This is a genomic window from Hymenobacter sp. HDW8, assembly GCF_011305775.1.
GTDB classification, from domain to species: Bacteria; Bacteroidota; Bacteroidia; order Cytophagales; family Hymenobacteraceae; genus Hymenobacter; species Hymenobacter radiodurans.
On sequence record NZ_CP049907.1, the window covers coordinates 2,464,631 to 2,490,323 of the forward strand.

Here is a 25,693-nt window from a genome sequence, read left to right on the forward strand (position 1 = left end):
ATCGTCCGGAGAGGTTTTCGCCTTACCTTTGTTAAAGGTTCGGCTGCCTGTGCAGCCACATCTTCTCGCCACCTCTATCTTCTCTTTATGTTGCTGAAAACCAAGCCCGCTGATGTGTTTGTGGACCGTCACAACGGCCCCGACGAAGTTGCTGTAGCCCAAATGCTGCGCACCATTGGCGTGGAATCCCTCGATCAGCTTATCGACGAAACCGTGCCGGCGGCCATCCGCCTCCCGCGGCCGCTGAACTTGCCGGCGGCCCTCACCGAGCGGGCTTTTCTGGCAAAGTTTAAGCAGATAGCTGGTCAGAATAAAATCTATAAAAACTACATCGGCCTGGGCTACCACGATACCCAGCTGCCCCCCGTTATCCAGCGCAATATTCTCGAAAACCCCGGCTGGTACACCGCCTATACGCCTTACCAAGCGGAAATTGCCCAAGGTCGTTTAGAAGCTTTGCTCAATTATCAGACGATGATAATTGACCTCACCGGCCTCGAAATTGCCAACGCCAGCTTGCTCGACGAAGGCACGGCTGCCGCCGAGGCCATGAACATGTTTCATAGCCAGACCAAGAAAAAGAACACCACGAAGTTCTTCGTCTCGGAGCTAGTATTGCCCCAGACCATCGACGTGCTGCGTACCCGCGCGACGCCGCTCAACATTGAGCTGGTAATCGGTGACCACCGCACCGCCGACCTTTCCGATGAGGCGCTGTTTGGCGCTATGCTTCAGTACCCAGCCGCCGACGGCCAAGTATTCGATTACACCGATTTCATCACCCAAGCCCACGCCAGCGGCCTCTTCGTAACCGTAGCTGCCGATCTGATGGCGCTGACGCTGCTGAAGTCGCCCGGCGAAATGGGCGCCGATGTTTGTGTAGGCAACTCCCAGCGCTTCGGTGTACCGATGGGCTACGGTGGCCCGCACGCCGGTTTCTTCGCTACCAAAGACCAGTTTAAGCGCGTTATTCCGGGTCGTCTCATCGGTCAAAGCATCGACGCGGCCGGCAACAAGGCGCTACGCATGGCGCTACAAACTCGTGAGCAGCATATTCGTCGTGAGAAAGCCACGTCTAATATCTGCACCGCACAGGTGCTGTTGTCGGTGCTGGCTGGTATGTACGCTGTGTATCACGGCCCAGAGCGCATTCGTCAGTTCGCCACAAACATTCACGCCTTGACTCAAACGCTGGAAAAGGCGCTGACGGCCTTGGGCGTGGAGCAGAGCAATGAGTTCTACTTTGATGCGCTGAACCTGCGTTTGGAAAGCCAAGAACTCCAGCAAGCTGTGAAGCGCGAAGCTGAAGCCGCAGGCCTGAACTTCCGCTACTTCGATGAGGTACGCGTAGGTATTTCGCTGCACCAAAACACGGAGGCGTCAGACGTCGCCGACATCGTAAGCGTATTCGCTAAAGTACTGGGCAAAGAAGCTGGCTCCATCGAGATGCCTGCTGATGTTGAGTTGACTTGGCCGGAAGGTTTGGTTCGTACCAGCGATTACCTCACCCACCCCATCTTCAACACGCACCACTCGGAGCATGAGATGCTGCGCTACATGAAGCAGCTTGAGAACAAGGATTTGAGCTTGGCTCACTCCATGATTCCGTTGGGCTCGTGCACCATGAAGCTCAACGCTACCGCCGAAATGATTCCGGTGACGTGGCCCGAAATCGGTAGCCTTCACCCTTTTGCTCCCCGCGAGCAAGCGCAAGGCTACAAGCAGATTTTCGAAGAGCTAGAAGCGTGGCTGTGCGAGGTAACTGGCTTTGCCGCCGTTAGCTTGCAGCCTAACTCCGGCGCACAGGGCGAGTACGCTGGCCTGCTGGTTATTCGCGCTTACCACGAAGGTCGGGGCGAAGGCCACCGCAACATTGCGTTGATTCCGGCTTCGGCCCACGGCACCAACCCCGCTTCGGCCGTAATGGCTGGCATGCAGGTAGTAGTGGTGAAGAGCGACGACCATGGCAGCATCGATGTAGCTGACTTGAAGCAGAAAGCGGAGCAGCACGCTGCCAATCTTTCCTGCCTGATGGTGACCTACCCGAGCACGCACGGCGTGTATGAGGAAACCATCATCGACATCTGCCGCACTATTCATCAGCACGGCGGCCGCGTGTACATGGACGGCGCCAACATGAACGCCCAAGTAGGCCTCACGTCGCCTGCCACCATTGGCGCCGACGTATGCCACCTTAACTTGCACAAGACCTTCTGCATTCCTCACGGTGGCGGTGGTCCTGGCGTGGGTCCGATTGGCGTAGTTGCTGATCTGGCGCCTTACCTGCCCGGTCACGTGGTGATAGAAGTTGGCCACGAGAAAGCTACGGGCGCCGTTTCTTCTGCTCCGTGGGGCTCAGCCAGCATTCTGCCTATTTCCTATGCTTACATCTCTATGATGGGCGGTGAAGGGTTGACGCAGGCTACGCGCATCGCTATTCTGAACGCCAACTATATCAAGGCTCGCCTAGAAGAGCACTACCCAGTGCTGTACGTGGGGGAGAAAGGCCGGTGCGCCCACGAGATGATTCTGGAGTGCCGCCACTTCAAGAAGGCTGGCATTGAGGTAGAAGACATTGCCAAGCGCTTGATGGACTATGGCTACCACGCGCCTACCGTGTCGTTCCCCGTGGCTGGCACGCTGATGGTGGAGCCGACCGAAAGCGAAAGCAAAGAGGAGCTCGACCGCTTCTGCGACGCCATGATCAAGATTCGTCACGAGATTCGGGCGGTGGAAGAAGGTCGCGCTGATGCCAAGGACAACTTGCTCAAGCACGCACCGCACACCGCTGCTACCATCATGGCCAATGAGTGGACCCGTCCTTACACCCGCGAGCAGGCGGCTTACCCCATCGAGTATGTGCGCGCCGCCAAGTTCTGGCCTGCCGTCAGCCGCATCGACTCCGCGTTTGGCGACCGGAATCTTATCTGCGCTTGCACGCCCATTGAGGAGTATGTAGATGCTGAGGAGAAGTTGGTTGAAACCGACCGTGGCCCATCGTACTAAGCATTGTCATACCTAAAGAAAAAGCCCCCCACGCCGAGCGTGGGGGGCTTTTTTGTGACTAGTTGGCTACTCGCTAGCGCTGGGAAAAGCAGGTGCGGTAGAGGTAGCCATTGAGCACCTTCCCATTCTCCGTCACGCGGGCCCGGACAAAGTATGCGTCAACCGTGTCGAGCACTTGGACTTGGGTGTTTACGCCGAGATTGGTGAGCTGAGTGGATTCTTTGGTCATGCCATCGTAGAGAATGCACTCCACGACCGTGTTATGAGCTACTGGTTTTTTGTTGCTCCGCGAAGAGCTAAAGGAATCGTCGCGGACGGCGCTGCAGGAAGCAAGTAAAGCGAGGCCAAACAGGCAAGGGTAGAGTTTGTGCATAGGTCAGGTTTAAGTTTGGGAAGATATAGAAATTTCAAGTTGATCAAGGTTTTTTCCTTGAAAAAATTTGCTTTTACTCATTTTGCAGACCTCCATATTTGGAACATTGCCCCCCACCGCGGCGTTGTATAGCCAGAGTTAAGCACGTACTTTGAGGGGCTCACTTTACGTTAGTCCCGCAGTGCGCGTAGCTCTTTCACTCAACTCTTCGCCAACGTATATGAACGCATTCACAAGTTTATTTCGCCGTCCGGTTACTTTGGTAGCCGTAGGCTTATCACTGTTATTGGGCGCTACCAGTTGCTCTTCTGCTCGGGTAGGCGTCACTTCCGACTACGACCACTCAGTTAATTTCCGCACCTTCAAAACGTGGTCGTGGTATCCGCAGCAAACCGCTGATGCTGAGGGCGGGCCGGCCCGTGGCTACGAGTCCTTCCTCGACAAGCGTATGCGGGCCGCAGTAGAAACCGAAATGAAGAAAAAAGGCCTGACCTACGCCGAGCAAAGCCCCGATTTGTACGTTGCTTACAACGCCAAAGTAGAGGATAAGCAACAGGTTTCGCCTTATTATGGTGGCTATGGCTATCCTTACTATGGCTATGGCATGTACGGCCGCGGTCCATATTCGCCTGTAACTCAGTACAAAGCCGGCACTGTTATCATCGACCTTGTAGACGCTAAGCGCAAGGAATTGGCGTGGCGCGGCCAGGGCCAAGCGCAGATAGATAAGAACACCATCTCTGAGGAGGAAGTGTACCGCATTGTGGGGGGCATTTTAGAGAATTATCCTCCCCAGGAAGGGACCAATTCTAACGCCCGTCGTTAATTTCCCTCTTTATTCTTTATAAAAAAGCCCCCCAGTATACTACTGGGGGGCTTTTTGCTTTTATATAATGGGCAAATTTTCAGCGTTGGCAGGTGGGCTGTAAGCAAGGCGCTTTTTAGGATCGGGGCCGAAGCGGTTAGGTCCGGCTGTGCCGTCTACCAGCGGGATTCCAGCCCCAAACAGATTTCCTATTATTGGTACTACCAACAGCCACCACCACCATCCTCCTGTCAGGTTGGTATCGTGCAGGCGTTTGACAGTCTGGACAACAACCAAGGCCGTAGTTACAGTAAGCAGAAATACCAGTGCCAATATCGCATAGTCTTTCTTATCAGCTTGGTAATACACCCACATATCAAGGCTGGCATAAGTCAGCAGGAATCCAGTGTAGAGGGCAGCGACTCTGCCCCAGAAAGCCCGACGGCGTAGCCGTCCACGAAACATAAAAAATTCCTTCAAGCTGCAGTACTGGGTTGATTTATAAGAAACTGAACATTCAAAACTATTGAATATATCTCGGCTACAAAATGGCGCTAAAGTAAAAGACTCGTCTCCATTTCTGATAGACGAGTCCTTTGCTTTGATGCTGCTCAGGTAAACTTAAATCGGGACGTTTACATGGCGCTCCGCGTGGTAGCTGCTGCGCACCAGCGGCCCCGACTCGACATACTTCAGGCCGCGCGCAAGACCTTCCTCGCGGTAGTGAGCAAACAGATCGGGGTGAATAAACTCGGCCACTTCTAAGTGGCGCTTCGTAGGCTGGAGGTACTGGCCTAAGGTCAGGATGTCGAGGCCGTTGGCGGCGAGGTCGTCCATGGCCTTATACATCTCCTCTTTCTTTTCGCCCAAGCCCAGCATAATGCCAGATTTGGTGCGCTTACCAGCAGCCTTGGTCCGACGAATCTGCTCCAGTGAGCGGTCGTATTTGGCCTGCGGGCGCACCAATCGGTACAAGCTACCCACAGTTTCCACATTGTGTGATACCACCTCCTGACCGCCAGCAATCATGGTATCCAATGCTTCCCAGTTGGCTTTCACGTCCGGAATCAAGGTCTCGATGGTGGTGGTAGGCGACAGCTGCTTTATGCGCACCACCGTTTCCAGCCAGATGCTGGCTCCACGGTCTTTCAGCTCGTCGCGGTTTACGGAGGTAATTACGGCATGCTTTACGCCCATCAGCTGAATGGCTTCGGCTACGCGGCGGGGCTCGTCGGTATCATATTCATTGGGGCGGCCGGTGGCCACGGCGCAGAACGAGCAGGAGCGCGTGCACACGTTGCCCAGAATCATAAAGGTGGCCGTGCCTGCGCCCCAGCACTCGCCCATATTGGGGCAATTGCCGCTTTCGCAAATGGTATGCAGCTTATGCTCATCTACAAGCCGACGAACTTTAGCGTACTCGGGGCCGACAGGCAGTTTTACGCGCAGCCAATCAGGCTTGCGCGGCCGGGCCGGGGCCGCCGGCTCGGGCTGAATAATTGGTAAGGTCAGCAACAGTTCGTCCATACTACAAAGGTAAGGGTCAGGCAGGAGTTAGCCGCATGTTGGGCTTGGCCCGCACAGCAGACGCTATAACAAACGAGAAGGGAATAAAGATGCCCTGCAACGGACCATTATACTGGTTCCCGCTACAGGGCAGGTAGGCTGGGGGCTTTTACACCCTGTTCTAACCGCGAGTCCCCAGATAGATAGTGAGGTACACCGACGGAAAGAAGGTTTCGTTGAGCTTCGCATCGGAGATGCCTGTAGCCCGCAGGATAGTAGGGCGGCTGGGGAAATACTCAAACAAAAATCCGGTTTCGATACCCGCCACGGCGTCACGGTAACGGCCATACTCAAAGCTGAGTGCGCCGCGCAAGTGAACACCAGCAGACGGCTTTACGTTATTGGCGCCACTGAATAATGGGGCTCTGTCGACAATGAACTGGGACTCGCCGTGTATAGCCGGGTCAAACTGCTCGGTTCGAATGTCTTCGGCACCGGCGGGCCGGCCACCAACGCGCTCGGTGTAATCGTAGTAAATATTGTACGGCATCAGCAAAGCCACCGACGGGCCGCCCCCAACCAGCGCATTTACCTGCACACCCGACTCCGGTGCTTTACGAAAGATAACGCGCTGAGCACCAAAGGATGGCCGCAGCACGAACATGTAGTTCGACTTGTTCAGTACATAAGTACCGCCCGTAAACTGGTTGCCGACGCGCTGCTCTTTGGGGTGCTTTACCTCTACGCCCTCAATACTCCAGAAGCGCGACCATTTGTCGTTCAGCACGCGGGTAGAGCGCACGTTAACGCCCCCAATCAGGCCGCCTCTGGTGTTAAAGTTTACACCATACGTAAACTCCTTCCGATACGAAGGCGTCTCGTTGGGGGTGGCATCCTGGGCCTGGGCCTGGGCAGCCGATCCAGCTCCCAACAGCAGCAGGGCAATGCCGAAAAAAAACAGAGGTCGTATGGGTAGCAACACAGCTATACAACTGAGAAATTCAAACGAAATTGGCCTCCTGACAGCGGCCCCACCGAAAGTACGTAAATTTGCGCTCAAAGTATTGCACTCTTTCTTACTATCTGACTATGAGCACCGCCACCGCCCGCTATACGGGTCAATTACGCACCGAAGCCACGCACAGTGCTTCCAGTAACGTTATTTTCACTGATGCTCCCCTAGATAACCACGGTCGGGGCGAGGGGTTTTCACCCACCGATTTGGTAAGCACGGCGCTTGGTAGCTGCATGATGACCATCATGGGAATTGTGGCTGACCGCAGCGGCCTCGACCTCACTTCCACAACCTTCTCCGTAACCAAGCACATGGCGAGCGAGCCCCGCCGTATCGCCCAGATCGATGTTCACTTTCAGATGCCCGCTACGCTTTCGGCGAAAGACCGTGCAGTGCTCGAAAACGCAGCGCGTACTTGCCCCGTGGCGCTCAGTCTGAACCCGGAAATTCGCCAGCAGGTTCACTTCTCTTACGAGTAGAAAAGCCCCCCAACACAGTGCGGCCCGGCTGAAGCATTGCTTCGGCTGGGCCACACTGTGTTATTAGGTTCGTAAGCTTAGGCGCTGAGTAGGCTTTTCACCTCGCTGAGGCGAATACCCATGTGGGATGCATTATAGCTACACTCGCCATCCTGAATAAGCAGGAGTTGAGGAGACTCGTGCCGCACACCAAACGTTTCGGCGATGGCGCCGGAAATGGGGCGAAAGCGCAACAAGTCCAAGTAATAAATTTTAGCATCACCCAGGCCAGCATCGGCCCATTGACGCTCTAGCTTGCTTTTCGCTGCCGCGCTGATAGAGCAGGTAGTACTGTGCTTGAAAATGAGAACTGGCTGCTCGTGCGACTCGCGGGCAATGTCAGTCAGTTGGTCTGCTTGGGTGAGCTGTTGCCAAGGAATCATAATTCGGAGGAAGGTTGAATGAGTTTTTTCTTCTTTCCTAGACGCAGATTCACGCGGGATGGTTCGCTTACTTTCGCCGTACCGGTGTGATCGAATTGCAACCGGCCCCGGCCATCCTGCGGAAGTGCCCGGGGTTGACTGCGGTGCAAGTCGTCCCGATTCACGGCCAGATGCGACTCTTTATACTCGGACTTGTACTTGCGGGCTTCACGTAAAGCTTTGCGATTCTCGGCCCGCAACCGCGCCGGGCTGGTATCCGCGGTTTGGGCTGAAGCGGTAGAGATGGAGCAGCTAAGCGCAAATCCGACGAGTAACAGGATAGCAAAACGCATGGGAGTAACGAGTAGTAGGGTATGAACTCGATAAATTTGCCCCCCGGACATCCTAATACTGAGGGGTTTTTAATAGTATTTGACTATACGTAAAGTTGCGCTGGTCAGGCAATTCACAGCCAACTTACTGAAATGGCAGTGGCCGCCCAAAGAGCATTCGCTGCCCTACTTTACGCTTGATGCGGCGGCGCTCGTACTTCTTCTTTTTCAACAAGCCATTTTTATCATAGCTGTTGCGTTGGCCTTTAAGTGCCGTAACCGGTGCTACGCCACCATTGTCGCCCGTACTGGTAGTGGCTTTGGGCTGGGGTGGTGCTGTTGGGCTCGGCAGGCGGTAGGGCCGGCAGGCAGTAGCAAAAGTCAGAGCGACAAGCACAAACAGCCAGCGGCAGCTAGGGGTAAACATGGCTAAATACGTAAGAATACTCGCTATCATTGGGCAGTAGCAACTAGCCTCGGCCAAACTTCGACCACCTCTCCTCAATTATTAATCCAACGCAAAAAGCTTAGGCAGCTTGCGTGAAGCTGAGGCCGTCAACCAAATGTTAGCGGCCTCAGCTTCACGAATTCGCTAGTAAGCGAGCAGCTTTTCTACCCTCTCGCGCAAACGTTGTTGAGGAAGGAAAGCCTGCTCCAGTGGCGGCGAGAATGGAATGGCTGTATCAAGAGAAGCGACACGCTGCACAGGGCCGTCGAGGTGTTCAAAGCAATGCTCGGCAATCCAGGCCGCAATTTCGCCCCCCAGACCACCCGTGAGGGTATCTTCGTGGAGTATTAACACCCGGCCAGTTTTTTCCACCGTCTGGCGCACGGCTTCTTCATCCCAAGGCAACAGCGTGCGTAAATCCAAGATGTCGGCATCGAGGTCCATTTCTTCGGCGAGTCGAGTAGCCCAATGCACCCCCAAACCGTAGGTGATGATGCTGAGCGTATCACCTTCGCGCACCACCTTAGCTTTACCAATAGGCACCGTGTAATACTCATCCGGCACTGGCCCACTTACCGAACGGTAGAGCAGTTTGTGCTCGAAGTACATAATAGGGTTTGGGTCTTCAATGGCAGCGTTCAGCAGGCCCTTAGCGTCGTAAGGGTTGCTGGGAAAAACAACTTTCAGGCCCGGCGTGTGCACAAACCAAGCTTCATTGCTTTGGGAGTGAAACGGTCCCGCTGCCGAACCTGCGCCGGTGGGCATGCGCACCACTACATCGGCGTTTTGACCCCAGCGGTAATGGCTTTTGGCTAGGTTATTCACAATTTGGTTGAAGCCACAGGTCACGAAATCAGCGAACTGCATTTCCACCATGGCTTTCTTCTTTTTGATGGAGAGTCCGAGGCCCGCGCCCAAAATGGCTGACTCGCACAGCGGCGTATTGCGCACCCGGTCTTTGCCAAACTGCGCCACAAAGCCATCCGTTATTTTAAACACGCCGCCGTAGTCGGCAATATCTTGGCCCATGAGCACCAACTCAGGGAAGCGCTCCATGCTCTGGCGCAGGGCGTCGCCGATAGCATCCACGTAGCGTTTATCGGTCTGGGGGGCATTTTCGGCGGGTTCGTGGGCAGGCGCTTCGAAGGGACGGTACATATCGGCTATTTCCTCCGCTATGTTGGCCGTTGGCATGGGCACGGCGTCGGCCACGCGCAGCCCTTCCTCTATTTCCCGCTTGATGGTTTCGCGAAAGCGCATCTTGGCTTCTTCATCCAAAATACCTTCACGCAACAGCCACTGCTCATAGGTAGTCACGGGGTCTTTCTTGGTCCACTCTTCAAACAGCTCCTGGGGGACATATTTGGTCCCCGAAGCTTCCTCGTGCCCGCGCATACGGAAGGTCAGCGCTTCTACCAGCACGGGCCGGGGGTTCTGACGCATATCCTCCGCGAGGCGGCGCACGGTGTCGTACACGGCCAACACGTTGTTGCCATCTACCTGCACCGCTTCTATGCCGTATGCCGGGCCTTTGTCCACGAATGAGCCGAACCGAAATTGCTCCCGACTAGGCGTACTGAGGCCATAGCCGTTGTTTTCAATCATAAAAATGACTGGCAACTGCCACACTGCCGCTACGTTCAGCGCCTCGTGGAAGTCGCCTTCTGAGGCTCCACCGTCGCCGCTGTACACTAACGTCACTTTTGGGTTTTTATCGAGCAAATCAGCCAGCGCAATACCGTCGGCCACGGCTAACTGGGGACCTAAGTGGCTGATCATGCCCACAATGTGGTGCTCGTTGGTACCGAAGTGAAAGCTCCGGTCGCGGCCTTTTGTGAAGCCAGTGGTCTTGCCTTGCCACTGCGCAAACAGCTGATCCAGTGGTACATTGCGGCCCGTAAATACGCCCAGGTTGCGGTGCAGGGGCAGAATATACTCGTCGGCTTCCAGCGCCAGTGTGCTACCCACCGAAATGGCTTCCTGCCCAATACCCGAAAACCACTTGCTCACTTTGCCCTGACGCAGCAGGATGAGCATTTTTTCTTCAATAAGGCGGGGCTTCAGCAGGCCTTGGTATAAGTGCAATAGTACTTCTTGAGTATACTCTTTCCGGTCGAACTGAAGGGCGGGGGTAGCTACTGACATGAGAAGAATGGGAGGGAATGATAGGGGTTCAAAAGTACGGGTTTGGGCAGAAGAGCACGCTATCCTGCTCTTGCTCTCTCCTATCTTTGTCCGGAGTTCACCCCTTTTGAGTTAAAACGGTGACGCAATAAGGCCAAGTAAGCAGGCTATCCTGCCACACTGGAGCTTGAAGGAGCCCGCCACTATCTTTTAGCCCGTAAAATTTTCAACTGCCGGTTTTTCACCAACTTTCCAGTTCAACCCTACCACTGGATTAGCTATTCGCTTTTTGCCACGCTCTCGCTCCGCTCCCACCCTTACGCAGCATCTGGTTCGGCTCCTGCTGGTGCTAGCCGTTTCCGCCTTACCCTTGTTTTGGCTGCTGGGCAGCTTACCCGCCCAACAGTGGGATGAGTCGCGCACTGGTCTCAATGCCCTTGAGATGCTGCGGAGCAACAACTGGCTGGTGCTCACTCACCGCGGCGAGCCCGACCTCTGGAACAGCAAACCACCCTTGGCGCCGTGGCTCATGGCGCTCAGCTTTAAGCTATTAGGACCCACAGAAGTAGCCCTGCGCTTGCCCTCGGCGCTAGCAGCGCTGGCCACAGTACTGGTGGTATATTTTGCCGGCAGCCGATGGCTGGGGAGCTGGCGGGCAGGCTTATTAGCCGCCCTGATTCTGCTGACAACGCAGGGCTATGTGACCTTACACGTTTCGCGTACCGGCGACTTTGATGCTCTGCTCACCCTTTGGACTACGCTGGGCACACTCAACTGGCTGGCCTATCTGGCTACGGGCCGTACCCGCCATGCCTGGGGAACAGGTGCGGCCTTTGCGTTGGCCGTCTTGACGAAAGGCATTGCGGGGCTGCTGTTTGGGCCCGGTATCATTCTAGCAACCTTATTGACGGGGCAGCTGCGCCGATTACGCAAATTTTCTCCTTGGAGGGCTTTTTTGCTGATTTTAGGTACTGGAATTACCTGGTATACCGTGCGTGAGTTGATTGCGCCCGGCTATCTGGCTGGCGTGTGGCAGTATGAGGTAGGCGGGCCGGCTGGGGAGGCATTGGAAGGTCACGGCCATCCGGTTTACTGGTACCTAAGCAAGCTGGCCGAAACGAAGTTTCAGGCGTGGCTGGTGGCAGCGCTGATAGGCATGGGGCTGGGCTGGTGGATGCCGCGCCGCAGTCGGGGCTGGTGGCTAAGTCGGGTGCTGGGAAGTGTCGCGGTTGCGTTTCTGTTGGTTATATCGGCAGTCCAGACCCAGCTTCTGTGGTACGATGCGCCCATTTATCCATTGCTGGCTCTGCTGGCCGCTGGTGGCTTGGTATGGACAGGGCGTGCCGTGGCGGCTCATTACCACCGTTATCCTTCGCCCACCGCTCGGTTAGCGGCGGTGTTGCTGATAGCAGCCCTACCCTACGGCGTTCAGCTATTGCTCATCCGTCGCTCTACCGATGTGGCTCTGCGTAACTCGTCCTTACTATACGGTCGTCATTTGCGGGCACAGGCCAAGCAGCTTCCTCACCTGCGTGAGTACATGTTGGGCGACAACGGTATTTTTAATGACAGCCCTGAATTTTATATGGCTGCCATCACGACGCAATATGGCCACCGCATCACGCGGGTGGGGCCTTGGCAGGTCGGTTGGGCCACTCCACCCCGCACTGTAGTTGCTTGCGGAGCCAAAGCTTGGCGGCCATGGCAACAGTACTACCAAACCCGCGTTCTATTCCGCACCGACTCCTGCGTAACGTTCCGGCTGGAGGCGCGCCGCTGACAGCCGCCCGAACCGAATAGCCTAACTGACGGTTTGCTATTAACCCACCTCTTCGACTCTACCTTAGGTTTTGATGATACACTTCCAAGAATTTACCCTCGCCAACGGCCTGCGTTGCATCGTACACGAAGACCATTCTACGCCGATGGCCGTGCTGAACGTGCTCTATAATGTAGGCTCGCGCGATGAAGACCCAAGTCATACTGGTTTTGCCCACTTGTTTGAACACCTGATGTTCTCGGGGTCGGTGAATATTCCGAGCTACGATGAGCCATTGCAGCGCGTGGGGGCGAAAACAACGCCTTTACCTCCCCCGACATTACTAATTATTACCTCACGTTGCCCGCTGCCAATATCGAAACCGGCTTCTGGCTCGAATCGGACCGGATGCTCGGGCTGGCCTTCTCTGATAATGGCCTGGAAGTACAGCGCAAAGTGGTAGTGGAGGAGTTCAAGCAGAACTATCTAAATCAGCCCTACGGCGACGTGTGGATGCGCCTGCGGCCACTGGCTTATCAGCACCATCCCTACAACTGGTCGACTATCGGTAAGGAAATCAGCCACATCGAGAATGCGGTGATGGATGATGTCCGAAATTTCTTTGCCAAGCATTATGCCCCCAAAACGCTATTCTGGTAGTTGCGGGCGCCGTGTCGTTGACCGAAGCCCAGCGTCTGGCTGAAAAGTGGTTTGGCCCCATTCCCGGTGGTCCGCGCTACGAGCGTCAGCTGCCCGTTGAGCCCCGACAAACAGAAGCCCGCTTTCTTGAAATCACGGCCGATGTGCCTGTAAGTGCATTCTACAAAGTGTACCACATGCCCGGTCGCGCCGATGAGGCCTACACTGCTGCTGATCTGCTTTCGGACGTATTGGGCCGGGGCAAATCATCGCGCCTTTATCAGCGGCTTGTGAAGGATCAGCAATTATTCAACGGCATTTCCGCTTCCTGCACGGGTTCCTTGGAGCCTGGTCTGCTTGTTATCAGTGGCAAACTCAACACCGGCGTAAGCCTAGAAGAGGCAGATGCCGCCGTAGAAACCGTAGTAGCCGAATTGCGCGCTACGCCCGTAACCGCTGAGGAGCTGGAAAAAGTTAAGAATCAGGCTGAGGCCAGCATTGTATTCAGCGAAATTGAGCTCCTCAACCGCGCGATGAACTTGGCTTACAGTAAGCTTATGGGTGACGCCAACTTGGTAAACGAGGAAAGTGCCCGTATTCAGGCCGTTACGCCCGAGCACGTGCTGGCAGCCGCTCAAGAAATTCTGCGGCCCGAAAACAGCAGCACCTTGTATTATCGGGCCCAGCCTAAAGCAGTTGAGGAACTAGTGGTTGCTGAATAGAGCCAACTAATAAGTGCTTGATCAAAATTATTTCACACAAAAAAGCCCCCAACACAAGTTGTTGGGGGCTTTTTTGCAAGTCGTTGCTAGCTCTTACCAGTCACTCCCAGCAGGAGCTGGCTTGGCTGGAGCAGGCTGTACGGGAGCCGTTTGGTTGCCCATCGTGTTGGTAGCTGGTGCGGGAGCCTGAGCTGGCTGGGCTTCTACCCGGCGGGTGCGCTTAGCTGGTCTATTCAGGGGCCGACCCATATAGTCAGTGGTGACGCGGTGGGTAGGAGCGGCGGTAAAGCCAGGAGCTACTTGCTGACCACCACTACGCGATATTGGGTCGCTCTCGGCATCATCTGCGTAAGCTGCTGCTGCAATCCAAGTAGATGGGGGCGCATCAGTTTTAGCAGCAGGCTGGGCTGCTGGCTGCGTCGCGGGCTGCGCGGCTTCAGATGTGGGCTGTGCAGCTTTAGGAGCAGCCGGTGCGGGCTGCTGTTGGGCCAACGCTTTGGTTCCACCCACGAAGGCGGTCAAGAGTAAGGCTGAAAAAGCAAGTCGAAGCATAGTAATGTAGGTTAGCTGTTACAGGTTGTAACGCCCCTAATACGATTTCTCGTACAAAAGTGCCTGAATAGTAGTCGATTATTCAAAAAACTATTCAGGCACCTTCAACTTTAGCTTTGAAAACCAAGCGGTTACTGCTTCTTTTTCGTGGTAACTGTCGTCGTTTTTTTCGCGGGTGCTTTTTCCGAAGAAAGCGTTGAAGAACTAGAGGTGGTCTTCGCAACAGGCTTTTTCAACGGGCGGCCCATATAGTCGGTAGTGGGTGGGCTGGGCATGTTCAGGCGCATACCGGGGGCCAATTTTGTGGTCTCCTCGTTGCGCCGTCCGGAGCGGTCGTAGCGGGAGTAGGCACCGGCGCGGGGTTTCGCACGCACATTGCTAGTGCGGTGATAGCCGTTGGTGGTTTTTTTGGTAGTCGTGGTGGTTTTCTTTGTTTGAGCCTGCGCGGGCTCCACCACAAACAGAAACACGAGAGCCACGAAGGCAAGTAAACTGATTTTCATGGGGTAAGGGGTAGAGGTGGCTGTATAAGCAAAGCAAAGGGGCAACAGCCTATCGCCGTTACCCCATTACTCTGAGTTTCACCCCACATCGAATACATATAGTGTGTTCTGTGGGGACAATTTTACATTGGCTAAGTCTTCAGAAAAGCAAAGACAACGCCAGTTAAACCCTTTGTATCATCACAATAAACTAATGATTGATGGTACTCTTGCCGTATACGTGCATTTTGGCAGCACGGATAGATGAGGCTGAAAATCGTATTTACGTACTCTAGACAATTACTCAACTGATGGCTAATTACCAGGAAGCTGGCGTATCGTCGTCAGCGTTAGCGGGAGCCGTGGCAGGCTGTGCAGCCAGGGATGAGGATGAAGAGCGACGAATTTTGCGCTTCAACGGACGGCCCCAGTAATCGGTGCTCACGCCACGGTATGGCGAGCTGCTCATGCCCGGCGCTACCATCACACCAGAAGACCGCATCATAGGATCAGTTTCGGTAGCGGCTTCCGTTTCTGTGCCAGCGGCGGCAACGGTAGCGGCGGCTTTCTTAGCAGCCTTGGTCTGCTTTTTCAACGGCTTACCCCAATAATCGGTGGTAGGCTTCTGGTGAGTGCTCAGGCTAATGCCAGGGGCACTCATCCAGCCAGTGCGGTAGCCGGTTTCTTCTTCAGAAGCGGCAGCTGGAGCGGCTGTAGTCGTTGTTGGGGCGCTGCCCCATACGTCGTCGTCAGCAGAGGCTGGAGCAGCCGGAGCGGCTGGCTCAAACCACTCGTTGGTCGTTGACTGGGTGCTATTCTTGGTTTGCGCTTGAGCGGAAGTATGGAAGATGGCGACCAGCGCCAGAGCAGATAACAAAAAGGATTTCATAGGAAGGGTGAGTTGGCGATGAGTATCGGACCAGTACCTCTGGTCACCGTCGGAAGACAAACGGGTGGCGCCCCACGTTTAGTCTTACCCCGTTTCTGTCTAGCTTTTTGCAGCAATCGTACCAATTTCTGCAAAGCCCGAATTTGATACGCGCTGTAATAGGGTCCATCGGATTTTGAGCCGGACGTGTACCTTTGCTATACTATGCAGGAGACTATCACCCAGCTGCGGGCGGCCATTGAAGCCCACGACCTTTCCACACCCGAACAATTAGAGCAGTTTCGCCTAGCCTTTACGGGCCGCAAGGGGCAGCTAGCCGACCTGTTCGATCAGCTCAAAACCGTACCCCAGGAGCAGCGCCGTGCTGTTGGCCAAGAGCTTAATCAGCTCAAGCAACTTGCCCTCGATCGGTTCACGCAGCGTCAGCAGGAGCTGGAGGCGACCCGCGAAAATGCCCCACAGAACCCTGAATTCGATTATACCTTGCCGGCCCCACAGGCCTTGGGTACGCGCCATCCGCTGAGCTTGGTGCGCGAGGAAATGGTGCGCATCTTCGCTCGCATTGGCTTTAATGTAGCGGAAGGCCCCGAAATTGAGGATGATTGGCACAACTTCACGGCCCTGAACTTCCCCGAAAACCATCCGGCCCGCGACATGCAGGACACGTTTTTCGTGCGCCGCAACCCCGGTGAGCCGAAGGAGGATTTCCTGTTGCGCACCCACACCAGCACCGTGCAGGTACGCGTGATGGAGTCGCAAGCGCCGCCTATTCGCAGCATTATGCCCGGCCGCGTGTATCGCAATGAGGCTATTTCGGCCCGCGCCCATATGATGTTCCACCAAGTGGAGGGCATTTTTATTGATGAAGGCGTCAGCTTCGCCGACCTGAAGCAGACGGTATATTACTTCGTGCAGGAGATGTTCGGGGCGGATATTAACATTCGCTTCCGGCCGTCGTTTTTCCCTTTCACCGAGCCTAGTGCTGAAATTGATATCACCTGTCTTATCTGCAAAGGCACGGGCTGCAACATCTGCAAAGGCTCAGGTTGGGTGGAAATTGGCGGCTGCGGCATGGTTGATCCGGCGGTGCTTCAACACTCTGGCATCGACCCCGAAGTATACTCTGGCTATGCTTGGGGCATGGGCATTGAGCGCATTACAATGCTGAAATATCAGATCAAGGATTTGCGTTTGTTCACGGAGAACGATTTGCGGTTTCTGCGGCAGTTTGAGGGCATTATCTCTTAATAAACCGCTGCGCTTTTAACCTAGGTCACACGCCCGCCTCTTCCCTTTTTTGCTTGATTAGCTATGACTACATCCACTGAAAACGCCATAGCTCCTGAGCAATCGGTTCCGCAGCAGATCAAGACAATAGCGGTGGTGGGTGCGGGCACAATGGGATTGGGCATCGCGCAACTCTGCGTGCAGCACGGCTTCCCGACCATCTTATTTGACCTGAACGCCGATATTCTGGCGAAGGCAGAAGTTGCTATTGCGTCGGGCTTGGGTAAGCTGGTGGAGAAGGGAAAAATGCCCCCCGCAGAACGGGAAGCCGCCTTAGCCCGCCTCCGTCCGACCACTAACTTAGCCGTTGTACAGGCCGACTTGATTATAGAGGCAGTGGTGGAGAGGCTGACGGTGAAGCATGAGCTTTTCCAGAATTTAGCGGCCCAAAATGCCCCCCAGACCATTCTAGCTTCGAACACGTCATCGTTGCCGATAACGCGGTTAGCAGCGGCAGTTCCACACCCGGAGCGGGTGGTAGGAATGCACTTCTTCAATCCGGCGCCGCTTATGCCGCTGGTTGAAGTAATTAGCGGTGTAGCCACGGCTCCAGCAGTAGCCGATGCCGTGCAGGCTCTGGCTGAAAAGCTTGGCAAACAGCCTGTACGCGCCGCCGATGCGCCGGGCTTTATCGTGAATCGGGTGGCCCGGCATTTCTACGTGGAGAGCCTGAAGCTAGTCGAGGAACAGGTAGCGTCGTTTGAGGTTGTAGATGAGTTGCTGGAAGCCACCGGCTTTCGGATGGGCCCGTTTCGGCTCATGGATTTGATTGGCGTCGATACCAACTTCTCGGTGACCAGCGCCATGTTTGAAGCGTTTCACTTCGATCCTAAGTTTCGGCCCAGCCGCATTCAGCAGCAGAAAGTAGACGCAGGCCATCATGGCCGTAAAACGGGGAAGGGGTTCTATGATTATTCTCGTTAAAAAAGCCCCCCAGCGTGCCTTTATGGCCTTGTCACTCACCATTGCACTCGGTTTGGCAAGTTGTGGCGACTCCAGCAGCGCCGAGCCGCTAATCCCTTTTGTTAGCTTTAATGAGAGCATAAGCATTCTGGACCAGCGCTACCCGCAGCTGCGCACCGACAACGGCTCAGTGGAGATAGCCGGCGGTGTGCGAGGACTTATCATCGTGCGCCAAAATGCTACCACGTACCTGGCTTTTGAGCGCAACTGCCCCTATCGCCCCTACGATGCGGCGTGTTCCACGGTAACTATTGATGCTTCCCGCTTATTTCTGATTGACGACTGCTGCGGCTCGCAATTTACGCTGCAAGGCCAGCCACGCGGTGGCCCCGCCCCCCGTCCGCTCCGTCAGTACGCCACTTCGCTGTCTGGTAATTTGCTGACAATCACGAATTAATAAATTCAGCTGAAAGAAAAAGTAGAAAGCATTTGTGATTTTTACAGCTTTGCCCTAACATTGCACCCGCAACGACTGATAAAGTCGCCATAACCGCTTCCTTAGCTCAGCCGGTTAGAGCATCTGACTGTTAATCAGAGGGTCCCTGGTTCGAGCCCAGGAGGGAGCGCCAAGAAGGCCAGTAATAGACTATACATCAGTCTGTTACTGGCCTTTCTCTTTTCTAGCACTACAACTCTAAGGCACGCCGGATGAAATGTCCGTCAGTATGAGCCTGTGTCGTTTTACTAAGGTTTGCGATACGCCTTTTCGGCCGCCTTTTTCTGTTGTTTGCGCTGCCGTTCGTAGTTCGGTAGTTTATTGAGCTGAATGGCCATCGGAGTTGCTCCTTTGGTGGCTACTTCCTGTTGTTCATATCCGGCATAGTTCACGCGCAGCACGGGCGAAGCCAGGGTGGAGCGTAGCAAAAAGCCCCCGCCGAGTTGGTAATGCTGGACTCCTGCGGCGCTCCTACTAAGCTCACCGTAACCCCAGCCAGAGGCTTGCCAGCTTCATTAACTACCGTCCCTGTCAGATTAGTGGGCTCTATGGGCTTAGCCTCCGATGTGGTGGGAGCGGCCGGTGGCGCTGGAGTTGTTGTTGCTTTCTGCAAAACCGACGTACCCGGAGTGGTTTTTCCGGTCTGAGCTATTCCCCTGATGGGTAGCAGCAGATAAAGGAAGCTGCTGAGAAAGAGGAACGATAATTTCACGGTAATTAGATTTTAGGTAGAAGGAAAACGAAAAGTAGGCAAATTGGTGGTGAATCCTATCTGTTTGGCAGATAGATAATAAGTGACAAGGCATTCGCGCCCCTCTGATTCTGATAACCCACTCTAGACCGCAAGGATGTTGCCACTGTGTTCTGATGGCCGTCAGGCATACGTTTAGTAGGCCTTCTTAACCTTTTAGAAGCCAAGGCAGTATCATCAGGCAGTCCGGCCTTGTGCTGGCTTTCCCTCTCCTCCGTCTGATATCTTATGAAAAACTTTCGTCCTTTCCTCCTCGGCCTCCTCGTACTGCTCACGTTTTCGCTCAGCAGCTGCGACCTGATAGGTGACATTTTCCAGGCCGGTGCCTGGACCGCGCTGATCGGTGTGTTTATCGTGGTGGTGCTCATCGCGTTCTTAGTGCGGAAAATGCGACGCTAGCATACACTTTGCTCAATAAAAAAGCCCTCCAGAACTGCTCTGGAGGGCTTTTTTATTGAGCAAAGTACTGGCATTCTACTTACTGGTTTTCTGATCTGGCATAGTACCGATGATATGGTCCCAGATAGTGGTACTCACTCCGAAAGCAATTTCATCCTGCCGATAATGATGCTGGGCGTGGTGATGCCACCATACTTTCAAAAAGTTTTTGGGCGGGGCGTAAGCGTGAATAGCATAGTGCACAAACAAATAGAGTGCATAGCCAAAGATAAAGCCCGATAGAATACCAAAAGCAGCGTTACCGAACACAAACCGAAACAGGAAGAAAAGCAGCGAGGCGACAAAAACCGATACAATAGGCGGCATTGCCAAGCGCGACTTATCCTTGGGAAACTCGTGGTGTACGCCATGCATGGTGTACTGAAACTTGGCACGCTTGGGCGTAGTAGCCGGCAAATGATACAGGTAGCGGTGCATTGCGTACTCCGCGAATGTGAACATAAACCAGCCTAGCAGAAACAAGCCGAAAGCCGAAAAGCCTGCAATCAAGCCATGCGTAAGCCCGTAATAGAGGCTGCCTAAGGCCGTAATCATGAAGATGGATACAGGCAGAGCAATATGGGTATGCGTAAGTCTTTCCAGTACCGGATTTTCAAACAACCGCGCTGAGCCTTTATGCTTGGGCTTAATGGCACCGGGCGTTTTTACCGGGGTGGGTTGTAAATCAGGTGTGGGAGAGGGAGCGGTATTCATATACAAATAAGCTTCTTATTCAGAGCAAAAGTACAAACCACAGCGCAAATAACGCACTATGGGCTGGCGAAGAAGCCAACTGACTAGCCAGTGGTGTAATACGAATGCAGCAAATGCCACATCGCCTCCACCGTGCAGATCCCTTCGCAGCGCAATGGCGCGCGGTCGTAAAACTGATGGCGAAGAGCTAAGGTTTCACTTATATGAACTGTTAGTGCCTTTTCGTCGGGAATATCCGTCAGAAGTGGCCGACGACTGAGGCTACGACGAAGCCGCTGTACCAATTCGGGCACCGGCACGGCCAAATACAGCGGGGTGCCTGTGGCGAGCAGCAGGTCCATATTCTGGTGAAAGCAGGGCGTCCCGCCGCCCGTAGCCAGTACCATGCGGGGCTGCTCGGCTACCAATGTCCGCAGCACGGCTGCTTCTACCTCCCGGAAATAATCCTGTCCTTCAGCAGCGAATATTTCGGGAATACTGCGCTTTTCATGAGCGATAATCTCCTCATCCAAATCACGAAAAGGCATTTCCAGGCGCACAGCCACCCCTCGGCCGAGCGTCGTTTTGCCCGCTCCCGGCATTCCAATCAGGTAAAGGCTATCATCGGTTATCATACTGCCTATCAGATTCTTATTCTATTCACCCGCTTCTGCTTATCAATTGGACCACGAGCACAGGTACTGTGCCCCTAGCCTACATACAGCTGTCAGGAAAGACGCACGCGAGGGTCAAGCACAGCATACAGCACATCGACCACGATATTGATGACAACGAAGAGAAAGGCGATAAAGATGGTAGCACCCATGACAACCGGAAAATCTAGGTTTTCGACGGCTCGCAACGTCACGGTGCCCAAGCCTTTCCAGTTGAAGATATACTCGATAAAAAAGGCCCCCGCCATCAGCGAAGCTAGCCACCCCGACACAGCCGTAATAACCGGATTGAGCGCATTTTTGAGCGCATGGCCCACAATTGTCTGGTAGCTGGAAAGTCCTTTTGCCCGCGCCGTCCGAATATAATCTTGGCTCAATACATCAAGCATGGAAGAGCGCGTAAGCTGGGTGATAACGGCCAGAGGACGGATGCCGAGCGCAAAAGCTGGCAGCAACAGATTCCGTAGCACTAAGTGGCGCCCCGTAAACGGATCGGTTTCGTAGAGCTGCCCGGTCAGATTGAGGCCCGTCCAGTGGCTCCAGTAAAAGCCAAATGTCATGGCAATGAGAATACCGGCCACAAACGAAGGCACCGAAATACCCAGCACAGACGTGGTGATCAGCGCCCGATCTAGCCAGGAATGGGGGCGCACGGCGGCTATTACGCCAAACAGAATACCGAACACGGCGGCAATCAGCATGGCGGCCAGGGCCAGCCAAAGTGTACCCGTGAAATGATCGAGCAGGATACTCAGCACGTCTTTATTGCTTTGGAAAGAGCGGCGCAAATAAGGCGATTTGAGTACCAGCGCATTTTTGCCCCCCAGCGGCAGCAGGGCCGTGCCACCATACTTGGCCACGCCCGCAGAGTCGCGCGGATGTAGGCCCACGGGCGACACATCGTTGAGGTAACCAACTAGTTGAGCAGGCAAGGGCTGATCAAGGCCCAAATCAGCGGCAATGGCAGCGCGAGTGGCCACGTCGGAGCGCTGACCGGCCAGCAGCGCTACGGGGTCGCCGGGCAGTACCGCAAACAGGAAAAAGACGGTGAGCGCTACGCCGGCCAGTATCAGCACACCTTGTCCTAGGCGGCGCAGTACAAAGGAAAACATAGGTTGGGGGGCAAAATTAGTTCGTCATCACTGTCACGTGAGTCATCCTAAAGGAGAGTTTCGCTATAAAAGATGATCGACGGTTTCCTGATCGGGGATGTCGTGGTAATGATATTTGCCCTTCACGACGCCGTTTTGCAGCACCATAATGCCCGGATCGGAGCGAATCATGGATTTGAGCACGGTAGCATCGGCGTAGTAAATCGGAGCCGACAGATTAACATCGTGGCGGAAAGCATCAATGTCGGCGGGGCTGCTGCTGGTGAGTACTAGCGGCATAATCTTATTCGGCGACTTACTGGCGCTGGCAATCAGGGCATTTATCAGATTGTATCGGTCGCGGTCCGATTTTACTGTGTTCTGCACAATGAGCAACAACTTATTGCCCTTCAGTATTTCCTGCGTATGGTCTTTGCCGTCGCTATCGAAGATGGCAAAGTCGGTAATAATCGGCCGGGAAGCTTCGGGGTTTTGCACCTCCATGCTTTTGTACTTCCAGGTTGTGTCGGTTGGGTATTGGTCAAACTCTTGCGTTTGACCATTGCGCTCCAGCACATACTTGTAGCGCGCCTGCTCCTGCGGTTTCATCAGGGCCCCGATATCGTTGCCCACTTTATAAGGCAGAAAATCGAAGTATGGCAGGTGCCCCAAGGCCCGCACACCGATGCCAATAGCCACGGCCGAAGCCACCGTGATATACATTACCCCCAGCGTACCCTTGGCGAATACCCGCCGCAGGAAGCGCTGATTGAAGAATACCACTGCCCATAAGCCTAACAAAAACAAGTCTTTGGAGAATGACTGCCAGGGCGTGAGCTTAATAAAATCGCCAAAGCAGCCGCAGTCGGTTACTTTATTAAAGGCGGCCGAATAGAACGTCAGGAAGCCGAAAAACACGAGCAGCACCAGCAACGTGAGCAGCGTTTTGCGCAGGTGCCAGCGCAGCAGCAACGACACGCCCAGCACTACCTCCAGCGAGCTGAGCAGAATAGCCATCGTGCGGGCAAAGCCTTTGAAAACCAGAAAGAAGGAGCCGAAATCTTCAGCAAACACCTCAAAATATTCTTCCAGCTTGAGGCCCATACCCACTGGGTCGTTGAGCTTTATTAATCCCGAAAAAATAAAAACCGCGCCGAGCAGCACCCAGCAGATATGCGTGATAAGTTTCATTAATTGGATGGATCTGGCAGACTTCAAGGCGCTAAGAGGCTAAGAGTTGGCTACTAAGTTGGGGCTTAAAACCCCATACGCAAACAAAAAGGTCGGGGAAGTAGCAGATACTATGATTGAAAATATCAGGCGGGCATGCTTCGGCGCCGCTCTGCCTAGCGCTCTATGCCTTTGATTTACCCTTTTCCCCTTCCAGCTTTATCAAGGCAAATACGGCGTAATTCAGCATATCGCGGTAGTTGGCCTCCACGCCTTCCGACACGTACGTTTTGCCCCCCAGGTCCTCAATCTGCTTGGTGCGGTGCAGCTTCATCAGAATAATATCAGTGATGCTAGGCACGCGCATTTGCCGCCAGGCCTCGCCGTAATCGTGGTTTTTGGCGAAGAGCAAATCCCGGTTGGCTTGTATCTCACGGTCGTAGGCGGCGGCTACTTCCGTGGGGGGCAAATCGTGGGATGAATCGGCGGGCAAGTGCAGCTGCATCAGGGCAATCACGCAGTAGTTGATGATGGCAATGAACTCCTCATTCACGCCATCGGCTACCAGCTGGGTGCCTTTTTCCTGAATGGAGCGAATGCGCTGGGCCTTGATATACAGCTGATCAGTAACGGAGGGCAAGCGCAGAATGCGCCAAGCCGTGCCGTAATCGTGGGTTTTGGCCAGAAACAGCGCCCGGCACTGCTCTATCACCTGGTCGTACTCCTGCTGGGTTTGGGTTTGCAAGATTTTCACTATAGATTTAAGGAACTTCGGATCGTGGATACGTGGGCACCTGGAAGGTAGGCTGGCAGTGAGAACTAGGGCCAATTGTGGCGCAAGCTTGTTTCGCTTTGACTTCTGCTGAAAGAAGCCCGAACCATGCAGCTTTTTGCCTAAAACCAAGTCCCTAAGCGCTCAGACCCTAGATTATCATGCTCCAGACCGCCGCGAAAGATACGTGTTTTTCCCCGAGGCAAACCCTGCGCTGCCGCGACGGACGGGTATTGGATCTGCGCCAGCCGCAGGTCATGGGTATTCTGAATCTGACCCCCGATTCCTTCTACGCCGGCAACCGCATCGCCACCACCGACGACCTGCTGCGGCGGGCCGACGCAATGCTGCAGGCGGGCGCGGCTGTTCTCGATCTGGGGGGCTATTCCACTAGGCCGGGCGCTGAGGATATCTCGGCCGAAGAAGAAAAAGCCCGCGTGCTGCCCGCCTTGGAGACCGTGCGGGGGGCTTTTCCTGAAGCAGTCTTATCCGTCGATACTTTCCGGGCTGATGTAGCCGCTGAAGCAGTAGCCATCGGCACCGATATTATCAACGATGTGAGCGGTGGCACACTTGATGCCGATATGTTTGCTACGGCGGGTCGGCTTGGGGTACCGTACGTGCTCATGCACATGCGCGGCACGCCTCAGAATATGGCGCAGCAAACGCACTACGAAGACGATATCGTAACAGATCTCGTGCGTTACTTCCGCGATAAGCTGGCTCTTCTGTATGCCGCCGGCGTAACGGATATCGTTCTCGACCCTGGCTTCGGGTTCGCTAAAACGCCGGCTCAAAGCCATGAGCTACTGCGTCGCCTACCCGAACTGGCGCTGCTGGGTTTGCCGGTACTGGCCGGTCTTTCGCGCAAGTCGATGGTATACAAGCCTCTAGGCCTCACTCCCGACGCTGCGCTCACCGGTACAATTGCCGTAAATACCGTCGCTTTGCTCAACGGTGCGCGATTGTTGCGCGTACATGATGTAGCGGAAGCCGTGCACACTGTGCGGCTCGTGCAACAAACCCTCATTCCCTCCTCCTCGTGATCGGCTCATTCTCCGTCGGCTTCCTGCGCATAGGCTGGATAGACGTGATTGACGTCTTACTGGTCACGGTATTGTTTTATCAGCTGTACAAGCTGCTAACGGGGAGCGTGGCGCTGAAGGTTTTTTTGGGCTTTATGTCCATTTACCTACTTTATCTGGTGGTGAAAGCCGCCGGCATGGAGCTTCTGACCAGTATTTTAGGTCAGTTTATGAGCGTGGGTGTGCTGGCGGGCATTATCCTGTTTCAGCAGGAGATCCGGCGCTTTTTGCTCACCATTGGCAAAGCAACGGCCTTCGATCGAGTACGTGTGTTTCCGTGGCGCCGCGAACAAGTTACTGAACGCATGAGCATTGTACCGTTTGTAGAAGCGGCCAAAAGTCTGGCGGGCAAAAACACTGGTGCCCTCATTGCTTTTACCATGACTTCGGAGCTAAAGTTCTACGCCGATTCGGGTGACCTGATTGATGCTGCCGTTAGTAAGCGCCTGCTGATGAGCATCTTCAACAAAACCAGCCCGCTGCACGATGGCGCCGTTATTATTGCCAACAACCGCATCAAGGCGGCGCGCTGTATTCTGCCCGTCAGCGAAAACCCCGACGTGCCGGCTTCGCTAGGTTTGCGGCACCGCGCCGCCATCGGCCTCACGGAAGTTACCGATAGTGTAGTGCTGGTAGTGAGTGAAGAAACCGGTCAGATCTCGCTGGTGCGTGCCGGAGAGGTATTTCGCAATCTGTCTTCCTCTGATTTGCGCGCCAAGCTAAACGAGATGCTGTTCGATTTGGCCGCCAAAACTCCCACCTCCCCAGCGTCAGCAGCTACGGAAGTCGCGGCTTAACTAA

The 25,693-nt window shown here is 54.6% G+C and carries 28 protein-coding genes, 1 tRNA gene and 1 pseudogene; 13 read left to right on the plus strand and 17 right to left on the minus strand.

Annotation, left to right across the window (positions count from 1 at the left end; genetic code table 11):
• Positions 1-87 precede the first annotated feature (87 nt).
• Entirely contained in the window at positions 88-3,006 is a 2,919-nt protein-coding gene (gene gcvP / locus G7064_RS10310; RefSeq protein WP_166073506.1) for an aminomethyl-transferring glycine dehydrogenase, read from the plus strand.
• 73 nt (positions 3,007-3,079) lie between these two features.
• On the opposite strand, the gene G7064_RS10315 is transcribed toward gcvP, so the two are convergent.
• A complete protein-coding gene (locus G7064_RS10315; RefSeq protein ID WP_133271419.1) occupies positions 3,080-3,379 on the minus strand; it encodes a hypothetical protein in 300 nt (99 codons plus the stop codon).
• 220 nt (positions 3,380-3,599) lie between these two features.
• On the opposite strand from G7064_RS10315, the gene G7064_RS10320 reads away from it, so the two are divergent.
• Positions 3,600-4,205, plus strand: a complete 606-nt coding sequence (locus tag G7064_RS10320; RefSeq protein WP_133271418.1) for a DUF4136 domain-containing protein — start codon at positions 3,600-3,602, stop codon at positions 4,203-4,205.
• 60 nt (positions 4,206-4,265) lie between these two features.
• On the opposite strand, the gene G7064_RS10325 is transcribed toward G7064_RS10320, so the two are convergent.
• The 3 genes from G7064_RS10325 to G7064_RS10335 all read right to left on the minus strand — a co-directional run bounded on the left by G7064_RS10325 (position 4,266) and on the right by G7064_RS10335 (position 6,672).
• On the minus strand, positions 4,266-4,649 hold the full coding sequence (locus G7064_RS10325) for a DUF805 domain-containing protein (RefSeq protein ID WP_166073507.1): 384 nt from the start codon (positions 4,647-4,649) through the stop codon (positions 4,266-4,268).
• 156 nt (positions 4,650-4,805) lie between these two features.
• A complete protein-coding gene (gene lipA, locus G7064_RS10330; protein WP_394347235.1) occupies positions 4,806-5,699 on the minus strand; it encodes a lipoyl synthase in 894 nt (297 codons plus the stop codon).
• Positions 5,700-5,871: 172 nt separating this feature from the next.
• A complete protein-coding gene (locus G7064_RS10335; protein WP_166073508.1) occupies positions 5,872-6,672 on the minus strand; it encodes a hypothetical protein in 801 nt (266 codons plus the stop codon).
• A 107-nt stretch (positions 6,673-6,779) separates the two neighbouring features.
• On the opposite strand from G7064_RS10335, the gene G7064_RS10340 reads away from it, so the two are divergent.
• Positions 6,780-7,184, plus strand: a complete 405-nt coding sequence (locus G7064_RS10340; RefSeq protein WP_133271415.1) for an OsmC family protein — start codon at positions 6,780-6,782, stop codon at positions 7,182-7,184.
• A 77-nt stretch (positions 7,185-7,261) separates the two neighbouring features.
• Here G7064_RS10340 and ytxJ read toward each other — a convergent pair whose 3' ends face one another.
• The 4 genes from ytxJ to G7064_RS10360 all read right to left on the minus strand — a co-directional run bounded on the left by ytxJ (position 7,262) and on the right by G7064_RS10360 (position 10,510).
• Positions 7,262-7,606: a bacillithiol system redox-active protein YtxJ gene (gene ytxJ / locus G7064_RS10345; protein ID WP_205703467.1), complete on the minus strand. Its 345-nt coding sequence runs from the start codon at positions 7,604-7,606 to the stop codon at positions 7,262-7,264.
• Positions 7,603-7,938 (minus strand): hypothetical protein, encoded by a 336-nt coding sequence (locus G7064_RS10350; RefSeq protein WP_133271414.1) that lies wholly within the window; start codon positions 7,936-7,938, stop codon positions 7,603-7,605. The genes ytxJ and G7064_RS10350 overlap by 4 nt, the downstream gene beginning before the upstream one ends.
• A gap of 124 nt (positions 7,939-8,062) precedes the next feature.
• On the minus strand, positions 8,063-8,344 hold the full coding sequence (locus G7064_RS10355) for a hypothetical protein (protein ID WP_133271413.1): 282 nt from the start codon (positions 8,342-8,344) through the stop codon (positions 8,063-8,065).
• 165 nt (positions 8,345-8,509) lie between these two features.
• Positions 8,510-10,510 (minus strand): thiamine pyrophosphate-dependent enzyme, encoded by a 2,001-nt coding sequence (locus G7064_RS10360; protein WP_166073509.1) that lies wholly within the window; start codon positions 10,508-10,510, stop codon positions 8,510-8,512.
• A gap of 268 nt (positions 10,511-10,778) precedes the next feature.
• Here G7064_RS10360 and G7064_RS10365 point away from each other — a divergent pair, with 268 nt between their 5' ends.
• Both G7064_RS10365 and G7064_RS10370 read left to right on the plus strand, forming a co-directional pair.
• A complete protein-coding gene (locus G7064_RS10365) occupies positions 10,779-12,269 on the plus strand; it encodes an ArnT family glycosyltransferase (protein WP_166073510.1) in 1,491 nt (496 codons plus the stop codon).
• Between the two features lie 73 nt (positions 12,270-12,342).
• Positions 12,343-13,609, plus strand: a pseudogene (locus G7064_RS10370) (M16 family metallopeptidase).
• 93 nt (positions 13,610-13,702) lie between these two features.
• Here the strand turns inward: G7064_RS10370 and G7064_RS10375 are convergent.
• The 3 genes from G7064_RS10375 to G7064_RS10385 form a co-directional block, all read right to left on the minus strand.
• Entirely contained in the window at positions 13,703-14,161 is a 459-nt protein-coding gene (locus tag G7064_RS10375) for a hypothetical protein (RefSeq protein WP_166073511.1), read from the minus strand.
• A 131-nt stretch (positions 14,162-14,292) separates the two neighbouring features.
• A complete protein-coding gene (locus G7064_RS10380; RefSeq protein ID WP_166073513.1) occupies positions 14,293-14,664 on the minus strand; it encodes a hypothetical protein in 372 nt (123 codons plus the stop codon).
• 298 nt (positions 14,665-14,962) lie between these two features.
• On the minus strand, positions 14,963-15,532 hold the full coding sequence (locus tag G7064_RS10385; protein WP_166073514.1) for a hypothetical protein: 570 nt from the start codon (positions 15,530-15,532) through the stop codon (positions 14,963-14,965).
• 204 nt (positions 15,533-15,736) lie between these two features.
• Between G7064_RS10385 and pheS the strand changes: the two genes are divergently transcribed.
• The 4 genes from pheS (at position 15,737) to G7064_RS10405 (ending at position 18,351) form a co-directional block, all read left to right on the plus strand.
• Positions 15,737-16,780 (plus strand): phenylalanine--tRNA ligase subunit alpha, encoded by a 1,044-nt coding sequence (gene pheS / locus G7064_RS10390; protein ID WP_166073515.1) that lies wholly within the window; start codon positions 15,737-15,739, stop codon positions 16,778-16,780.
• Positions 16,781-16,843: 63 nt separating this feature from the next.
• Positions 16,844-17,743, plus strand: coding sequence for a 3-hydroxyacyl-CoA dehydrogenase NAD-binding domain-containing protein (locus G7064_RS10395; RefSeq protein ID WP_166073516.1), 900 nt, complete (start codon positions 16,844-16,846; stop codon positions 17,741-17,743).
• Positions 17,727-18,179, plus strand: a complete 453-nt coding sequence (locus G7064_RS10400; RefSeq protein WP_240935441.1) for a hypothetical protein — start codon at positions 17,727-17,729, stop codon at positions 18,177-18,179. Before G7064_RS10395 ends, G7064_RS10400 begins: the two co-directional genes overlap by 17 nt.
• Positions 18,180-18,274: 95 nt before the next feature.
• A tRNA-Asn gene (locus G7064_RS10405) sits at positions 18,275-18,351 on the plus strand.
• A gap of 115 nt (positions 18,352-18,466) precedes the next feature.
• On the opposite strand, the gene G7064_RS10410 is transcribed toward G7064_RS10405, so the two are convergent.
• On the minus strand, positions 18,467-18,646 hold the full coding sequence (locus tag G7064_RS10410) for a hypothetical protein (protein ID WP_133271405.1): 180 nt from the start codon (positions 18,644-18,646) through the stop codon (positions 18,467-18,469).
• Positions 18,647-18,667: 21 nt separating this feature from the next.
• On the opposite strand from G7064_RS10410, the gene G7064_RS10415 reads away from it, so the two are divergent.
• Both G7064_RS10415 and G7064_RS10420 read left to right on the plus strand, forming a co-directional pair.
• Positions 18,668-18,865 (plus strand): hypothetical protein, encoded by a 198-nt coding sequence (locus tag G7064_RS10415; RefSeq protein ID WP_166073517.1) that lies wholly within the window; start codon positions 18,668-18,670, stop codon positions 18,863-18,865.
• A gap of 332 nt (positions 18,866-19,197) precedes the next feature.
• Positions 19,198-19,368 (plus strand): hypothetical protein, encoded by a 171-nt coding sequence (locus G7064_RS10420; protein WP_166073518.1) that lies wholly within the window; start codon positions 19,198-19,200, stop codon positions 19,366-19,368.
• 75 nt (positions 19,369-19,443) lie between these two features.
• On the opposite strand, the gene G7064_RS10425 is transcribed toward G7064_RS10420, so the two are convergent.
• The 5 genes from G7064_RS10425 to G7064_RS10445 form a co-directional block, all read right to left on the minus strand.
• Positions 19,444-20,121 carry a sterol desaturase family protein gene (locus G7064_RS10425; protein ID WP_133271404.1) on the minus strand — a complete coding sequence of 226 codons (678 nt, stop codon included), beginning with the start codon at positions 20,119-20,121 and terminating at the stop codon, positions 19,444-19,446.
• Positions 20,122-20,204: 83 nt separating this feature from the next.
• A complete protein-coding gene (locus G7064_RS10430; protein ID WP_166073519.1) occupies positions 20,205-20,735 on the minus strand; it encodes a shikimate kinase in 531 nt (176 codons plus the stop codon).
• 92 nt (positions 20,736-20,827) lie between these two features.
• A complete protein-coding gene (locus G7064_RS10435) occupies positions 20,828-21,886 on the minus strand; it encodes an ABC transporter permease (RefSeq protein WP_166073520.1) in 1,059 nt (352 codons plus the stop codon).
• A gap of 63 nt (positions 21,887-21,949) precedes the next feature.
• Positions 21,950-23,056, minus strand: a complete 1,107-nt coding sequence (locus G7064_RS10440; RefSeq protein ID WP_166073521.1) for a BT_3928 family protein — start codon at positions 23,054-23,056, stop codon at positions 21,950-21,952.
• 163 nt (positions 23,057-23,219) lie between these two features.
• Entirely contained in the window at positions 23,220-23,780 is a 561-nt protein-coding gene (locus G7064_RS10445) for a DUF1599 domain-containing protein (protein WP_166075098.1), read from the minus strand.
• Positions 23,781-23,968: 188 nt separating this feature from the next.
• Between G7064_RS10445 and folP the strand changes: the two genes are divergently transcribed.
• The gene (gene folP, locus G7064_RS10450) at positions 23,969-24,853 is read left to right on the plus strand and encodes a dihydropteroate synthase (protein ID WP_166073522.1); all 885 of its coding nucleotides are present in this window, start codon (positions 23,969-23,971) and stop codon (positions 24,851-24,853) included.
• Complete coding sequence (gene cdaA / locus G7064_RS10455) at positions 24,850-25,689, plus strand: diadenylate cyclase CdaA (RefSeq protein ID WP_133271400.1); 840 nt, start codon at positions 24,850-24,852, stop codon at positions 25,687-25,689. Before folP ends, cdaA begins: the two co-directional genes overlap by 4 nt.
• Positions 25,690-25,693 lie beyond the last annotated feature (4 nt).

Bases quoted from the DNA above. Each gene is read 5' to 3' on its own strand.
- G7064_RS10420 (WP_166073518.1), top strand. From the start codon at position 19,198: ATGAAAAACTTTCGTCCTTTCCTCCTCGGCCTCCTCGTACTGCTCACG.
- G7064_RS10395 (WP_166073516.1), top strand. From the start codon at position 16,844: ATGACTACATCCACTGAAAACGCCATAGCTCCTGAGCAATCGGTTCCG.
- G7064_RS10435 (WP_166073520.1), bottom strand. From the start codon at position 21,886: ATGTTTTCCTTTGTACTGCGCCGCCTAGGACAAGGTGTGCTGATACTG.
- gcvP (WP_166073506.1), top strand. From the start codon at position 88: ATGTTGCTGAAAACCAAGCCCGCTGATGTGTTTGTGGACCGTCACAAC.
- G7064_RS10325 (WP_166073507.1), bottom strand. From the start codon at position 4,649: ATGTTTCGTGGACGGCTACGCCGTCGGGCTTTCTGGGGCAGAGTCGCT.
- G7064_RS10425 (WP_133271404.1), bottom strand. From the start codon at position 20,121: ATGAATACCGCTCCCTCTCCCACACCTGATTTACAACCCACCCCGGTA.
- G7064_RS10440 (WP_166073521.1), bottom strand. From the start codon at position 23,056: ATGAAACTTATCACGCATATCTGCTGGGTGCTGCTCGGCGCGGTTTTT.
- G7064_RS10320 (WP_133271418.1), top strand. From the start codon at position 3,600: ATGAACGCATTCACAAGTTTATTTCGCCGTCCGGTTACTTTGGTAGCC.
- G7064_RS10430 (WP_166073519.1), bottom strand. From the start codon at position 20,735: ATGATAACCGATGATAGCCTTTACCTGATTGGAATGCCGGGAGCGGGC.
- pheS (WP_166073515.1), top strand. From the start codon at position 15,737: ATGCAGGAGACTATCACCCAGCTGCGGGCGGCCATTGAAGCCCACGAC.
- G7064_RS10315 (WP_133271419.1), bottom strand. From the start codon at position 3,379: ATGCACAAACTCTACCCTTGCCTGTTTGGCCTCGCTTTACTTGCTTCC.
- G7064_RS10385 (WP_166073514.1), bottom strand. From the start codon at position 15,532: ATGAAATCCTTTTTGTTATCTGCTCTGGCGCTGGTCGCCATCTTCCAT.
- G7064_RS10350 (WP_133271414.1), bottom strand. From the start codon at position 7,938: ATGCGTTTTGCTATCCTGTTACTCGTCGGATTTGCGCTTAGCTGCTCC.
- G7064_RS10380 (WP_166073513.1), bottom strand. From the start codon at position 14,664: ATGAAAATCAGTTTACTTGCCTTCGTGGCTCTCGTGTTTCTGTTTGTG.
- ytxJ (WP_205703467.1), bottom strand. From the start codon at position 7,606: ATGATTCCTTGGCAACAGCTCACCCAAGCAGACCAACTGACTGACATT.
- G7064_RS10400 (WP_240935441.1), top strand. From the start codon at position 17,727: ATGATTATTCTCGTTAAAAAAGCCCCCCAGCGTGCCTTTATGGCCTTG.
- G7064_RS10360 (WP_166073509.1), bottom strand. From the start codon at position 10,510: ATGTCAGTAGCTACCCCCGCCCTTCAGTTCGACCGGAAAGAGTATACT.
- G7064_RS10375 (WP_166073511.1), bottom strand. From the start codon at position 14,161: ATGCTTCGACTTGCTTTTTCAGCCTTACTCTTGACCGCCTTCGTGGGT.
- G7064_RS10415 (WP_166073517.1), top strand. From the start codon at position 18,668: ATGCTGGACTCCTGCGGCGCTCCTACTAAGCTCACCGTAACCCCAGCC.
- G7064_RS10340 (WP_133271415.1), top strand. From the start codon at position 6,780: ATGAGCACCGCCACCGCCCGCTATACGGGTCAATTACGCACCGAAGCC.
- folP (WP_166073522.1), top strand. From the start codon at position 23,969: ATGCTCCAGACCGCCGCGAAAGATACGTGTTTTTCCCCGAGGCAAACC.
- G7064_RS10355 (WP_133271413.1), bottom strand. From the start codon at position 8,344: ATGTTTACCCCTAGCTGCCGCTGGCTGTTTGTGCTTGTCGCTCTGACT.